The organism is Enterobacter sp. R4-368, assembly GCF_000410515.1.
Taxonomy (GTDB): domain Bacteria; phylum Pseudomonadota; class Gammaproteobacteria; order Enterobacterales; family Enterobacteriaceae; genus Kosakonia.
Genome location: NC_021500.1, coordinates 3,523,748 through 3,537,794 on the forward strand (window position 1 = coordinate 3,523,748; position 14,047 = coordinate 3,537,794).

14 protein-coding genes are annotated in these 14,047 nt (G+C 55.0%); 6 read left to right on the forward strand and 8 right to left on the reverse strand.

What is annotated here, in order from left to right; genetic code table 11:
- Window positions 1-94: 94 nt before the first annotated feature.
- Both bamJ and cycA read left to right on the forward strand, forming a co-directional pair.
- Entirely contained in the window at window positions 95-715 is a 621-nt protein-coding gene (gene bamJ, locus H650_RS16540; protein ID WP_020456255.1) for a BamJ family beta-barrel-assembly machinery protein, read from the forward strand.
- Between the two features lie 300 nt (window positions 716-1,015).
- Window positions 1,016-2,428, forward strand: coding sequence for a D-serine/D-alanine/glycine transporter (gene cycA / locus H650_RS16545; protein WP_020456256.1), 1,413 nt, complete (start codon window positions 1,016-1,018; stop codon window positions 2,426-2,428).
- Window positions 2,429-2,488: 60 nt separating this feature from the next.
- On the opposite strand, the gene ytfE is transcribed toward cycA, so the two are convergent.
- Together ytfE and H650_RS25770 are read right to left on the reverse strand one after the other, a co-directional pair.
- The gene (ytfE, locus tag H650_RS16550) at window positions 2,489-3,151 is read right to left on the reverse strand and encodes an iron-sulfur cluster repair protein YtfE (protein WP_020456257.1); all 663 of its coding nucleotides are present in this window, start codon (window positions 3,149-3,151) and stop codon (window positions 2,489-2,491) included.
- An 89-nt stretch (window positions 3,152-3,240) separates the two neighbouring features.
- A complete protein-coding gene (locus tag H650_RS25770) occupies window positions 3,241-3,462 on the reverse strand; it encodes a hypothetical protein (protein WP_020456258.1) in 222 nt (73 codons plus the stop codon).
- On the opposite strand from H650_RS25770, the gene H650_RS16555 reads away from it, so the two are divergent.
- Complete coding sequence (locus H650_RS16555) at window positions 3,425-5,080, forward strand: methyl-accepting chemotaxis protein (protein WP_044489549.1); 1,656 nt, start codon at window positions 3,425-3,427, stop codon at window positions 5,078-5,080. The two genes, H650_RS25770 and H650_RS16555, sit on opposite strands and share 38 nt — an antisense overlap.
- A gap of 194 nt (window positions 5,081-5,274) precedes the next feature.
- Here the strand turns inward: H650_RS16555 and H650_RS16560 are convergent, their stop codons facing one another.
- From H650_RS16560 to H650_RS16570, 3 genes are all read right to left on the reverse strand, one after another.
- Window positions 5,275-6,240 (reverse strand): DMT family transporter, encoded by a 966-nt coding sequence (locus tag H650_RS16560; RefSeq protein WP_020456260.1) that lies wholly within the window; start codon window positions 6,238-6,240, stop codon window positions 5,275-5,277.
- A gap of 75 nt (window positions 6,241-6,315) precedes the next feature.
- Window positions 6,316-7,140: an AraC family transcriptional regulator gene (locus H650_RS16565; RefSeq protein WP_020456261.1), complete on the reverse strand. Its 825-nt coding sequence runs from the start codon at window positions 7,138-7,140 to the stop codon at window positions 6,316-6,318.
- A gap of 81 nt (window positions 7,141-7,221) precedes the next feature.
- Window positions 7,222-8,070 (reverse strand): SDR family oxidoreductase, encoded by an 849-nt coding sequence (locus tag H650_RS16570; RefSeq protein WP_020456262.1) that lies wholly within the window; start codon window positions 8,068-8,070, stop codon window positions 7,222-7,224.
- Between the two features lie 85 nt (window positions 8,071-8,155).
- Here H650_RS16570 and H650_RS16575 point away from each other — a divergent pair, with 85 nt between their 5' ends.
- On the forward strand, window positions 8,156-8,566 hold the full coding sequence (locus tag H650_RS16575) for a winged helix-turn-helix transcriptional regulator (protein ID WP_020456263.1): 411 nt from the start codon (window positions 8,156-8,158) through the stop codon (window positions 8,564-8,566).
- Here the strand turns inward: H650_RS16575 and H650_RS16580 are convergent, their stop codons facing one another.
- The gene (locus H650_RS16580; RefSeq protein ID WP_020456264.1) at window positions 8,567-10,510 is read right to left on the reverse strand and encodes a bifunctional 2',3'-cyclic-nucleotide 2'-phosphodiesterase/3'-nucleotidase; all 1,944 of its coding nucleotides are present in this window, start codon (window positions 10,508-10,510) and stop codon (window positions 8,567-8,569) included. It lies immediately after the preceding gene.
- A gap of 189 nt (window positions 10,511-10,699) precedes the next feature.
- Between H650_RS16580 and cysQ the strand changes: the two genes are divergently transcribed.
- Window positions 10,700-11,440: a 3'(2'),5'-bisphosphate nucleotidase CysQ gene (gene cysQ / locus H650_RS16585; RefSeq protein WP_020456265.1), complete on the forward strand. Its 741-nt coding sequence runs from the start codon at window positions 10,700-10,702 to the stop codon at window positions 11,438-11,440.
- Here cysQ and H650_RS16590 read toward each other — a convergent pair.
- Window positions 11,434-11,991, reverse strand: a complete 558-nt coding sequence (locus H650_RS16590) for a YtfJ family protein (RefSeq protein WP_017459133.1) — start codon at window positions 11,989-11,991, stop codon at window positions 11,434-11,436. The two genes, cysQ and H650_RS16590, sit on opposite strands and share 7 nt — an antisense overlap.
- Window positions 11,992-12,326: 335 nt before the next feature.
- Between H650_RS16590 and H650_RS16595 the strand changes: the two genes are divergently transcribed.
- Window positions 12,327-12,533, forward strand: a complete 207-nt coding sequence (locus tag H650_RS16595) for a DUF1107 domain-containing protein (protein ID WP_004857160.1) — start codon at window positions 12,327-12,329, stop codon at window positions 12,531-12,533.
- A gap of 74 nt (window positions 12,534-12,607) precedes the next feature.
- Here H650_RS16595 and paeA read toward each other — a convergent pair whose 3' ends face one another.
- Window positions 12,608-13,942: a polyamine export protein PaeA gene (paeA, locus tag H650_RS16600; RefSeq protein WP_020456266.1), complete on the reverse strand. Its 1,335-nt coding sequence runs from the start codon at window positions 13,940-13,942 to the stop codon at window positions 12,608-12,610.
- Between the last annotated feature and the right edge of the window lie 105 nt (window positions 13,943-14,047).

The following is a 14,047-nucleotide window of genomic DNA, read 5'->3' on the forward strand; positions in this document are numbered from 1 at the left end:
TGCGATTTGTCATCTTTCCTGCGACAAAGTTTTACCCGGTGCAGCGCGGCTGTTATGCTGCGCGCTACCTTAAAAAGCGATGAAAGGAAAACCCATGACAACCCCAACTTTTGACACGATCGAAGCGCAAGCCAGCTACGGCATTGGTTTGCAGGTAGGACAGCAGCTGAGCGAATCCGGGTTAGAGGGGCTGTTACCGGAAGCGCTGGTCGCAGGCATCGCTGATGCACTGGAAGGCAAACAACCCGCTGTTCCGGTAGATGTTGTACATCGTGCGCTGCGTGAAATTCACGAGCGTGCCGACGCTGTGCGTCGTTCCCGTTTCGAAGAGATGGCGGCGGAAGGCGTGAAATATCTGGAAGAGAACCGCGAGCGTGAAGGCGTGAACAGCACCGAATCCGGTCTGCAATTCCGCGTTATTACCCAGGGCGAAGGCGCTATCCCGGCGCGTACCGACCGTGTACGTGTGCACTACACCGGTAAACTGATTGATGGCAGCGTGTTCGACAGCTCCGTTGCGCGCGGCGAACCGGCTGAATTTCCGGTTAACGGCGTGATTGCTGGCTGGATCGAAGCCCTGACGCTGATGCCGGTGGGTTCCAAATGGGAACTGACTATTCCGCACAACCTCGCGTACGGCGAGCGCGGTGCTGGCGCGTCTATTCCGCCGTTCAGCACGCTGGTATTTGAAGTGGAACTGCTGGAAATCCTGTAATTCCCCGCATAAATGCCTCTTCCCGTTAGGGGAGAGGCTGCACCTGCTGCGCTGATCGTTTGTTAATAAAACCAATACCGACAGATTATCTTGCAAATGGCGCAATCGGGTGTATTTTTGTGAGCTATTTCGCGTTACCTGAGTGATATGACACTCACTTTAAACAAATATTTAACATTGTTTTTAATTCCGAGTATTCATCCCGCCGATTCTTACCTAATATCTTTGCGTCCATACAAGGGCGGAACACGCAACTAAAAAAGGCCAGTAGAGCCCCAACAACACAGACAGGAATACAACATGGTAGATCAGGTTAAAGTCGTGGCCGACGAACAGGCGTCGACTGAACAGTCGCTACGGCGAAATCTCACAAACCGGCATATTCAGCTCATCGCCATTGGCGGTGCCATCGGGACCGGGCTGTTTATGGGCTCCGGGAAAACCATCAGCCTCGCCGGTCCGTCGATCATTTTTGTCTATATGATCATCGGCTTTATGCTGTTTTTCGTCATGCGCGCCATGGGTGAATTACTGCTGTCGAATCTCGAATACAAATCCTTTAGCGACTTCGCCGCCGACCTGTTAGGCCCGTGGGCGGGGTATTTTACCGGCTGGACATACTGGTTTTGCTGGGTAGTGACCGGCATGGCCGATGTCGTCGCCATCACGGCTTACGCGCAGTTCTGGTTCCCCGGCCTTGCCGATTGGGTAGCGGCGCTGGCCGTTGTCGTCGTGCTGCTGAGCCTCAATCTCGCGACGGTAAAAATGTTCGGCGAGATGGAGTTCTGGTTTGCGATGATCAAAATCGTCGCCATTGTCGCGCTGATCATCGTGGGTGTGGTGATGGTGCTGATGCACTTTAAATCCCCGACCGGCGTTGAAGCTTCCTTCTCGCATCTGTGGAATGACGGCGGCTGGTTCCCGAAAGGCATCAGCGGGTTCTTTGCTGGTTTCCAGATCGCGGTGTTTGCTTTTGTGGGGATTGAGCTGGTCGGTACGACCGCAGCGGAAACCAAAGATCCGGAGAAATCCCTGCCGCGCGCCATCAACTCGATCCCGGTGCGCATCATTATGTTCTACGTTTTCGCGCTGATTGTGATCATGTCGGTGACACCGTGGAGTTCCGTGGTGGCGGATAAGAGCCCATTTGTTGAGTTGTTCGTGCTGGTGGGTATTCCGGCGGCGGCGAGCATTATCAACTTCGTAGTGCTGACATCGGCGGCGTCTTCTGCCAACAGCGGCGTCTTTTCCACCAGCCGGATGTTGTTCGGCCTGGCGCAGGATGGCGTGGCGCCGAAAGCGTTCGCTAAGCTCTCTAAACGCGCGGTTCCGGCGAAAGGGTTGACCTTCTCCTGTATCTGCCTGCTGGGCGGTGTGGTGATGCTGTACGTCAATCCGAGCGCGATTGCCGCGTTCACCATGATCACCACCGTATCGGCGATCCTGTTTATGTTCGTCTGGACGATCATCCTCTGCTCGTACCTGGTGTACCGTAAGCAGCGCCCGCAGTTGCATGAAAAGTCGAACTACAAAATGCCGCTGGGCAAACTGATGTGCTGGGTGTGCATGGCGTTCTTCGTCTTTGTACTGGTGCTGCTGACGCTGGAAGCGGATACCCGCCAGGCGCTGATCGTGACGCCGTTGTGGTTTGTGGTGCTGGGCGCGGGCTGGCTGTACGCGGGCAAAAAGCGTCTGGCTAACCGCCAGCCATAAAAAAGAGCCGCGCGGCGGCTCTAAACTTCCATGAATCAGGGCGCTCTCGGGCGCCTTTATTTATTCGCCAGCGAGGGCACGCGGGAACAGATTGTTGTTTTCCAGGCTGATGTGTTCCATCAGATCGTCAATCAAGGTATTGATGCCGTTATACATCGCTTTCCAGGTGGTGCAGGCTTCCGGCGGCGGGGTGACGTTATTGGTAATGTGTTTGATCACTTCCAGCAGTTCGCCCGCTTCATCGTGCTCGCTCTCCATTACGCTTATCGGCCCCATCGCCTGCGAACCCATGCCCTGTTTGATCATCGGGAACAGGATCTGCTCCTCTTTCATCATGTGGCTGGAAAGCTCTTCATGCAGCATCGTCAGGTATTTGGTTAAGCCGCGCGGCACGTTCGGTTTATCGGCGTGGACGCGCTCGACTTTGGTGGCCTGCAGGATCAGTTCCGGCAGTTGTTCGCGGTGACGGTCATGGTAACGCACGATAATGTGGTCAATGATTTCCGCCAGCCCCGCCACGCGCCAGTCTTTCTCAATCGGCTGCTCGGCAAGCGTCGCCAGCTCGGCTTCGATGACGTCAATATCCAGCTCTTTGCGGGCCGCAGAACGTCCCAGCGTCTGCTTACCGCCGCAGCAGTAATCCATATCATATTTACGGAACAGTGCGGAGGCGCGGGGGATAGAGAGCGCCAGCTCACCCAGGGGTTGATCGCGGAAAGCCATAGCAGTTACCTCATGTGTAATTTATAAGTTGTATTTTAAATGCATCTTTAAGACGATGATATACCCCTTTTGGGGTGGCGGAAATCGCCTTATTCCTTTCTTACACGAAAAACTGTGATATTCATCACAAAAAATCTTATGGGTTTAACATGTTGAATAGCGGTGTTTTTATTGGAAATTACTGGATTGCGACCTGCATCACAATTAAACAACTTCGCTTCGCTGCCGATACCAAGACTCCAGACAATATCCTGCACGCTATAAAGGCTTACAATGTTCAAAAGAATAAAAGTTATTACTTTATTAATCATGGTATTACTTGTACTTGGTGCAATGCAGCTGATCTCCGCTGTCGTGTTCATCAGTGCGCTTAATAACGATAAAAACAACTTCAACGTTTCTCAGGTTTCCAGCCAGAACGTTTCCGAATTTACTGATGCCTGGATCAGCCTCAACCAGGCGCGTGTGACGCTGAACCGCGGCATGCTGCGTCTGCAAAGCAGCACCGCCAGCCAGATTAATGGCGGTCAGCTTAATGAGCTGGCGCAAACGGCCACCAACTTGCTGAACCAGGCGCAACAGCATTTCGAGAAGTACAAAACCATTCCGGACACGCCAGGGCTGGATAAAGCGCTGTCGAAAGATCTGGAAACGCAATACGGCATCTACCATGCGACGTTGACAGAGATGAACCGTCTGCTGCTCGCCGGTAGTCTGGAAGATATGTTCCGCCAGAACGCCGAAGCGAAACAAGTTGCCATGCAGAAGAGCTATCGCGCGTGGCGCGATGCGCAAACCGTACTGGCGAGTGAAGGGATCGTCCAGAATGAACGCGATTACCAGCGTATCCTGTGGATCCTCGGTACGGTGATGCTGGTCGTGCTGGCGGTGATCGTCATGAGCTGGGTTGCGATGCAGCGCGTCCTGCTGAAGCCGTTGCATGAGGTGATGAGCCATATCCGCCACATCGCAAGCGGCGATTTGACGCATGACATTGATGCCGAAGGCAAAAACGAAATGGCGCTGCTGGCGCAGAATGTGCAGGAAATGCAGCAGTCGCTGGTGAAAACCGTCAGCGTAGTGCGCGACGGCGCCGATACCATTTACACCGGCGCGGGTGAAATTTCCGCCGGCAGTAACGATCTCTCTTCACGCACCGAGCAGCAAGCCGCGTCGCTGGAAGAGACCGCCGCCAGCATGGAGCAGCTCACCGCCACGGTGAAACAGAACGCCGACAACGCCCGTCAGGCAACGCAACTGGCGCTGAACGCGTCCGGTACCGCGAAGAAAGGTGGGGAAGTGGTAGATGGCGTGGTGCGCACCATGGATGAGATTGCCACCAGTTCCAGCAAAATCGCGCAAATCACCAACGTGATTGACGGTATCGCCTTCCAGACCAACATCCTGGCGCTGAACGCCGCCGTTGAAGCGGCCCGTGCGGGCGAACAGGGCCGAGGCTTTGCCGTGGTGGCGGGTGAAGTGCGCACCCTGGCGCAGCGCAGTGCGCAGGCAGCAAAAGAGATTAAAGGGCTGATTGAAGACTCCGGTAATCGTGTCAATGCGGGTGCCGCCCTGGTGCATGAAGCCGGGGAAACCATGGCTGAAATCGTCAGCGCCGTCACGCGCGTGACCGACATCATGGGCGAAATCTCGTCTGCTTCTGACGAGCAGAGCCGTGGTATTGATCAGGTAGGCCAGGCCGTTGCTGAGATGGACCGCGTTACCCAGCAGAACGCCTCGCTGGTGGAAGAGTCCGCCGCTGCGGCTGCGGCACTGGAAGAGCAGGCGGCACGCCTGACTGAAACCGTGGCGGTATTCAAGGTCAACCGCACACGCAGCGCACGCCGTCCGGCGTTAATCACGCCAGTCAGCAAACCGCAGGCCAAAGCGACCGAAAGCTTCAGCGAAGCCAACTGGGAAACGTTCTGATAACGGTTGCGTCGCTCTCCCGAAACCCGGCAAATGCCGGGTTTTTTTATGCCCATTTGAAAAACACAGGAGGGTGAGGCACTCAGCGGCACAGAGTGGCTGTGCCTGATTATTTGGCATTCACTCTTACCTAACGGGCAGACGCCTGATTTTCGCGCCGCGTGTCGGCGAGAAAGCACTACGAATGCGGCGGTTTATTCGGTCCTTAATGCGGTGATGCTGGCTTTTTCCGGCTTCGACAGTACCGCCATCAACACGCCGCCGACCAGCAAGACAATACCGCAGACGGTGAGCAGCTGCGGCAGGCTTTGGCGCAGCACAAAGGTATAGAGCAGCCCAGCCAGGGTTTCAAAGACAATCAACGGGCCGACAATCACCGTCGGTAAGCGCTGGCTGGCAATGTTCCAGCACAACGCGCCCACCCACGAGCAGAGCACTGCAATGGTGAACATCAGCGTAATAAACACCAGCGGACGCGGGCCGAAGGGCAGGGTGAAATCCGGTTGCTGAACACCAAGCCACAGGCACGCCGCAATATAGCCCACCAGTGACACCGGTAGCGTCACCAGCGCTTGTGCCGTGGCCCACATCATCGGGTTTTTGTCCGGGTTTTCCCGCAGCCAGCGGGCATTGCGCAGCGCATACCAGGCCCAGCAAGCCACCGAAGTGAAAGCCAGCACAATACCGGAACCGTAGCGCCAGCCGCTGAAGTTCGGCAGCCCGTGGCGCAGTTCGGCGATATTGACGCAGCCTAACCCAAGCGCAATGCAGAGTAGCGCGGGAGCCAGCCGCCGCCATGCGAGTTTGCCGTCGCGCTGGCTATAGAGCAGGTTAGCGCACACCGGGATCACCACTGGCAGCGTGGCGATAATCATCGTCGATACCGGCGCGCCCGTACGCTGAATGGCGCTTGCCAGGCAGACGTAATAGACAAGGTTGCCCATGATCGTCAGCCATAAGGCTGTGAACCAGTCGCTGCGCGTAAGCTGGCGCAAACGCGCGCGACCGAGCCACGCCAGCGGCAGGGCGATAATCCCCAGCGCCAGATAGCGCCCGGTGGATTGCAGCGCCGCCGGATAATCCGGCACGATCAACGGCCCGACAAAAATAAGCCCCCAAAATAGCCCGGCGAGCAGGGCATACAACACACCACTAATCATCATTCCACCTGCGTTTACATCGGCAGCGGACAGTGTAGGAGAGCGACGGGCGGGAATATTGTATGAGATTGCGCATTAACGGCGCGTAACCTGCTTTTGGTAACGCACCGGCGTGATGCCGTAGCGGTGTGTAAACGCGCGGGTCAGGTGTGATTGATCGGTGAGGCCAGTAACGGCGGCGACATCGGCGGCGGGCATGCCCTGAGTCAGAAACGATTTGGCGCGCCACAGGCGGATCGCCATCAGCATCTGATGCGGGGTGACATGAAAATGCGCCTTGAACTGGCGTTGAAAATGGTACGGGCTGAGCGCCGCGACTTTCGCCAGCTCGTCGAGCGTCAGGCTGTGCATATAGTTGTCATGCAGGTAATCGCGCACGCGCTCAAACCGGTGCGCGCCTTCCGGTCGCTGCGGCGCGTGGTGCGCCAGCGGGCGGAAGGTATCGATGAGATCCAGCAAAATCCCCTGTTGCGCCAGCGGATCGTCGGTGTGCCACAAGCCGTGGATCTGTGCGCAGATCTGCCGGGTGCGCAGCGGATCGTGACGCATCACATCGCTAAACCACCAGTGGCGGATCCCGGTGACCTCTTCGAGCAGTTCGGGCTCAAGATAAACCATGCGATAGCGCCAGCCGTCGGCGGTTTCCGCCTCGCCGGTGTGCAGCTCGTCAGGGTTCATGGTGACCACGGAATGCATTGGCGCGACATACTGCGTACCGCGATAACGAAAGCGTTCGGCACCGGCTTCGATAGCGCCAATACCAAACGCTTCATGAGTGTGCGGCTCAAAGGCGTAGCGCGAAATATGCGCGTGGTACAGCTCCACCCCCGGCAGTAACGCCAGGTGGCGAAAGCGCGCGCAATCTCGCTCGTCAGTAAACTGTTCGGGTACGCCTTCCACGTTCTCTCTCCACACGGATCATCCCTTCATTATTAGGGATGACCTGGCGGGAGGCTACAAAAATTAACCACTTTGTAACCTTTACAGGAGGTCATTGACGCTCTTTTCAATCGACGTGGTCGGGCGTCCAATCAATTTGCTGAGCGTTTTACTGTCATCAAACAGGCCACCTTTGGCGGCACCCGCATCGGAATCCGCCAGCATGGTGGCGAGCCAGTCCGGCAGGCCAGCACCTTTCAGCGCGGCGGCGAAATCGGCTTCGCTCAGGTTCTGGTAGACCACGTTTTTACCGCTGGCTTTGCTGAGCAGCGCGGCCAGTTCAGTGAGCGTCCAGCCGCGATCACCGGCCAGTTCATAGACTTTGCCCGCATGCCCCTCTTCGCTTATCACGCGCGCGGCGGCGACAGCGTAATCAGCGCGGGTGGCGGAGGCGATTTTGCCGTCACCTGCAGCGCCAATAAATACCCCGTGCGCCAGCGCCGCTGGTGCGCTTGCCAGGTAGTTTTCGCTATACCAGCCGTTACGCAGCAGGGTGTAAGGAATACCGGAATCGGCGAGCATTTTCTCGGTTTCAACGTGTTCAACGTGCAGACCAAGCGGGGATTTATCGGCGTGCAGCAGGCTGGTGTAAGCAATGAATTTCACCCCGGCGGCTTTGGCGGCGTTTATCACATTGCGGTGTTGCGCGGCGCGCTGGCCCACTTCGCTACTGGAGATCAGCAGCAGCTTGTTCACGCCTGCTAACGCCTGGGTTAACGCGGCCTGGTCGCCATAATCGGCCTGGCGTACCAGTACGCCTTGTTTGCTGAGCGCTTCGGCTTTCGCCGGGTTACGGACGATAGCGACAATCTCTTTTGCCGCCACGGTTTTCAGCAGTTCTTCTACCACAAACTGGCCCAGTTGGCCGGTCGCGCCGGTGAGTGCGATCATGAGTATTCTCCTTCGGTGTTCGGTGAGTGTTGTGGTACGCTAACACCTTAACTAACTTTTAGTAAGTACGCACAAAAAGGTAAGTATGAAAACGCAACTCCGACCGCAAACGTTGAGTGAACAGATGCGCGACGGCAATCTGTTCGCCGAGCATTGTCCCTCGCGGGATGTTCTGAAACACGTCACCAGCCGCTGGGGCGTGCTGATACTGGTGGCGCTACGCGAGGGCACTCACCGTTTTAGCGATTTACGCCGCAAAATGGGCGGCGTCAGTGAAAAGATGCTGGCGCAGAGCCTGCAATGGCTGGAGCAGGATGGTTTTATTAACCGCGTGTCGTATCCCGTCGTTCCGCCGCATGTTGAATATAGTCTGACCCCGCTGGGTGAGCAGGTCAGCGAGAAGGTCGCGGCGCTTGCCGACTGGATCGAGCTGAATATCGAGCAGGTACTGGCCTTCCGCGATGAACGGGAAGGCCAGCAGGCATGGGTGGAATAATTATTTGTTTAGCTGGATGTTATAGATAGCAAAGCCGATGTCGTCATTGGCGACTTTCGCCATCGGGTAGCGAGCTTTCTCTTTGATAAACGCGGCGGCTTTGTCCGTGGGCGCGGTTTCAAAACGAATATCCAGCTTCGCGTCGCTGTGGATCGGTGCCAGTTGCCAGTTGTTGTCGGCAGCCGGATGGATTTCCCCTTTCTGTTTGGTTTCATCGCTTATCCATTTCGCCAGCACCGCGCGGTTTTCATCCGGCGAGGCAAAAGCGATATGGCTGTCGCCCGTACCGGCAAACTTGCCGCCGTAGGCGCGGTAGTTATTGGTCGCCACAAGGAACGCGGCGTTCGGATCAATCGGCTTGCCGTTAAAGGTCAGATTCTTAATGCGTTCCGCCTGCGGGTTAACGCTCTGGCATTCGCCGTCGTAGCGTGCCGGTTGCGTGACATCAATCTGGTAATTCACACCATCGATCACATCGAAGTTATAGGTGCGGAAACCGTCCCAGTTGATCAGGCTTTGCGGCTTATCGCTGTGCGGATCGATCTGGTTAAACTGACCGGCGGAGCACTCCAGCCACTCTTTAACCTCTTTACCGGTCGCTTTCACCACCACCAGCGTGTTCGGGTAGAGGTACAAATCGGCGGCGTTACGGAAGGTTAACTGGCCTTTTTCCACTTCGACATAACTGGCGGGATCGTTTTTGCGACCGCCCACTTTAAACGGCGCGGCAGCGGAAAGCACCGGCAGTTTCGCCAGATCCGGATCGCCCTGAATAAAGTGTTCGACATAGGCTTTCTGCGCATTGTTCACCACCTGCACGGTCGGATCGTCCTGCACCAGCGCCAGGTAGCTGTACATGTTGTCGGCAGATTTGCCGATCGGTTTGCTGACAAACTCGCGGGTGGCGTCGTGATCGTGTTTCAGGATCTCCACCAGTTTACTGTCCTCGCCAACGAGGGCTTTTTTCGCCGCGGCGTCATAAATCGGGCGCGCTTCGGCTTTGGATTCGCGTACCTGCCATTTGCCAGAATCATTGTTCAGCACCAGATCGACCACGCCAAGATGATCGCCCCACATGCCCGGCATCACGGACGGAATACCGTTCAACGTTCCTTTCTGGATATCCGCGCCTTTTATCGCCGCGAAATCTTTACCCGGGAAAACAGCGTGAGCGTGACCAAACAGGATCGCATCAACGCCTGGCACTTCGCTGAGGTAATAAACGGAGTTTTCCGCCATCGCCTGGTACGGCTCCGCCGACAGCCCGGAGTGTGCGACCACGACCACCAGATCGGCCCCTTTGGCGCGCATTTCCGGCACATATTTACGCGCGGTTTCGGTGATGTCGTTCACCGTCACTTTTCCACTCAGGTTGGCTTTATCCCAGACCATGATCTGCGGCGGTACAAAGCCGATATAACCGATGCGCAGCGTGTGCGTTTTGCCGTCGCTGTCGGTGACCGGCGTCTCTTTGATTAAGTAAGGCGTGAACAGCGGTTTTTTGCTTTTCGCATCAATGATATTGGCGTTCACATAGGGGAATTTCGCGCCAGCCAGCGCTTTGTGCAGGTAATCCAGACCGTAGTTAAATTCGTGGTTGCCCAGGTTACCGACGGCGTAATCAAGGGTGTTCATCGCTTTATACACCGGGTGAACTTCCCCGGCTTTCAGCCCTTTCGCCGCCATGTAATCGCCCAACGGGCTGCCCTGGATTAAGTCACCGTTATCCACCAGCACGCTGTTTTTGACTTCATTTCGCGCGGCGTTAATCAGGCTTGCGGTACGTACCAGGCCGAATTTTTCCGTCGCCGTGTCTTTGTAGTAATCAAAATCCATCATGTTGCTATGCAAATCAGTGGTTTCCAGAATACGTAAATCCACCGTTGCAGCCTGCACGCTGGCCGCAATCAGCGTGGCCAGAAGCGTTGCACTAAACTTAATCATCAGAGGCATCCTTTTTCGATCTAAGCCACAAAAGAAAGTGTTATGTACATTTTGTTGCTTACAGAATTGTGAATACTGCCATAAAAGCGCGCAAAGAAAACGCAATCGCTATCACAGATGGCAGATTCCGCCGCAATACGATATAAGTAAAACAATGAGTTACAAACCACTGAACAGAAGAGGTGGAAAATGTTAGATGCAATTTGCCAGCTCGCGCGCGAAGCGGGCGATGCCATTATGCAGGTCTACGACGGGCATAAGCCGATGGAAGTCACCAGCAAAGTGGATGACTCACCGGTGACGGCCGCCGATATTGCCGCACACGGGGTGATTGTGCGCGGTTTACAGGCGTTGACGCCGGACATTCCGGTGCTGTCAGAAGAAGATCCGCCCACCTGGGAAGTTCGCCAGACATGGGGGCGTTACTGGCTGGTGGATCCGCTGGACGGCACCAAAGAGTTCATCAAGCGTAACGGCGAGTTTACCGTCAATATCGCCCTGATTGAGAACGGAAAACCGGTGCTTGGCGTGGTTTACGCGCCGGTGCTGAATGTGATGTATTCCGCCGCGGAAGGGAAGGCGTGGAAAGATGAGGCGGGGCACCATCAGCAGATTCAGGTACGCGATGCGCGTCCGCCGCTGGTGGTGGTGAGCCGCTCACATGCAGATGATGAACTGAAAGAGTATTTACAGCATCTTGGTGAACACCAGACCACCGCCATTGGCTCTTCGCTGAAGTTTTGCCTGGTGGCAGAAGGCAAAGCGCAGCTTTACCCGCGCTTTGGGCCAACCAGCGTCTGGGACACCGCGGCAGGCCATGCGGTGGCGGTCGCCGCCGGGGCACATGTTCACGACTGGCAGGGGCGCACTCTGGATTACACCCCGCGTGAATCTTTCCTTAACCCCGGCTTTCGGGTCTCGCTCTACTGATTAAGCAGTTTGTGCAGCAGGTCGATGACTTGCTGCACCTCTTGCTGGCTCAGCCCGCCATCTTTTGCGTACTGTACGCGCCCGTCTTTATCCAGCACCACAATCGCCGAGCTCTCCTCGTCCAGCTTCCAGGCTTTGCGCGTCACGCCTTCGCTATCCACAATAAATTGTGACCACGGATAGAGCTTCTTATTGCTTTCGATACTGCTGCGCACAAACATCGCGCTACCGGGAATGGCGTCATCGGTGTTAACGATGGTGGTGGTTTGGTATTTATCGTGCGGCAGCTTTGCGGATTTGATCGCTTCAATCAGCGCGGCATTCTTCTCTTTTGCTGACGTTCGACCAGCAATATGCTGCACCACTCGCACTTTGCCTGGAAGTTGGGCGCTATTCCATTTTTTATAGCTAAACTTATCGTTATCCAGTATCAACTCCCCTCTGTCGGCTATGCCCACAGGCGGCACGCGTTGGTTGTTTTCAAAATTATGGGCTGAAGCAACCAGCGGCAGTAACAGGCATGTCGCTGCCAGGATGTTACGTAGGGTCATGGCGTTTCCTTATTATCTCTTGTGTTTGTGCAGGTGATCCGACCACTTGGGCTCGCGTTTTAATCATAAATGCGATCAATGCGTTTTTCTCGCAATCTGGATGCCAGTTTGCGGGCGAACGCACATAACCGTGAAAAAATGTGGGCTTATACTGCGCAGAGTAAGGTGTTGAAAAGAATATTCTGAATAATTGTCATCAAAAGGTAAATAAAGTTATTCACACTATGTATGGGTTAGGTTCTGAACTATAGTCATTGAGCATTAAAATTTGCGCTCACCTACGTTGGTCCGATTGTGGAACCGCAAGAGCGTAATGTTTCACAGGAGATACAAGAATGAAAATTTTCCAGCGTTACAACCCACTTCAGGTGGCTAAGTACGTAAAAATCCTGTTTCGTGGACGGTTGTATATCAAGGACGTTGGCGCTTTCGAGTTCGATAAAGGCAAGATCCTGATCCCGAAAGTGAAAGACAAACAGCATCTGTCTGTCATGTCTGAAGTTAACCGTCAGGTGCTGCGTTTGCAGACCGAGATGGCTTAACAGCTGTGCTATGCAGTAGTTTAAATACGATAAAAAAACGGCCCCAAAGGGGCCGTTGACATTTCTGCGACAGATTACGCCGCGCCTTTACCTTCGGCGTCCGGCAGCTTCGGCGTTAACACCGCCGCGCGGGTATCGATGCGGGTCACCAGCAGCTGATCGATGCGGTAGTTATCAATGTCCACCACCTCGAATTTGTAGCCGGAAAACTTCACCGCATCGGTGCGTTTCGGGATTTTACGCAGCATAAACATCATAAAGCCGCCGATGGTTTCGTAGTTACCGGACTGCGGGAATTCATCGATATCCAGTACGCGCATCACGTCATCAATCGGTGTGCCGCCGTCAATCAGCCACGAGTTTTCATCACGCGCGACGATCATCTCTTCCACCTGGCCGACCAGATCGCCCATCAGTGTCGTCATGACATCGTTAAGGGTGATAACGCCCACCACCAGCGCGTATTCGTTCATGATCACCGCGAAGTCTTCGCCTGCGGTTTTGAAGCTTTCCAGCGCTTCAGAGAGCGTTAACGTATCCGGAACAATCAACGTATTGCGGATCTGCACGCCGCTATTCAGCGCCATGCTCTGGTTTGCCAGCACGCGGTTGAGCAGATCTTTGGAGTCGACATAGCCGACAATGTGGTCGATATCATCGTTACAGACCAGAAACTTCGAGTGCGGATGTTCCGACACTTTCTTTTTCAGGCTCTGCTCATCTTCGTGCAGATCGAACCAAATCACGTTTTCGCGCGAGGTCATCGACGACGGCACGGTGCGCGATTCCAGTTCAAACACGTTCTCAATCAGTTCGTGTTCCTGCTTACGCAACACCCCGGCTAACGCACCGGCTTCCACCACCGCGTAAATATCATCAGAAGTGATGTCATCTTTACGCGCCATCGGCAGCTTGAAGATGCGGAAAATGACGTTGGCCAGGCCGTTGAAAAACCAGACCAGCGGGCGGAAAACAAATAAGCAGAAGCGCATCGGGTTGATGATACGCAAAGCCACGGCTTCAGGCGCAATCATACCGATGCGTTTCGGGGTGAGATCGGCAAACAGGATGAACAACCCGGTTACCAGCGAGAACGAAATAATAAAGCTGAGCTGTTCGGCCATTTCCGGCGAAACCACGTTGATCAACATGCTGTGAAAAACGGGAGAGAACGCCGCGTCGCCGACGATACCGCCAAGAATGGCGACGGCGTTCAGGCCGATTTGCACCACGGTAAAGAACGTGCCGGGCGTTTCCTGCATTTTCAGAATGCGTTGCGCGTTGATATTGCCTTCATCGGCTAGCAGTTTGAGCTTAATTTTTCGCGATGCGGCGAGTGAAATCTCAGACAACGAGAAAAACGCACTTACCGCGATCAGACAGAGTATGACTAAGATACTGTTTAACATAATTTATCCAGCTATTAACCGGATCCTCGGAAGGGGTTTTTGAATATCCATGTGGTAAACACTTATGAAAGCCGGCCCGAAGCGGTGGACCGGCAATTTCGAGGG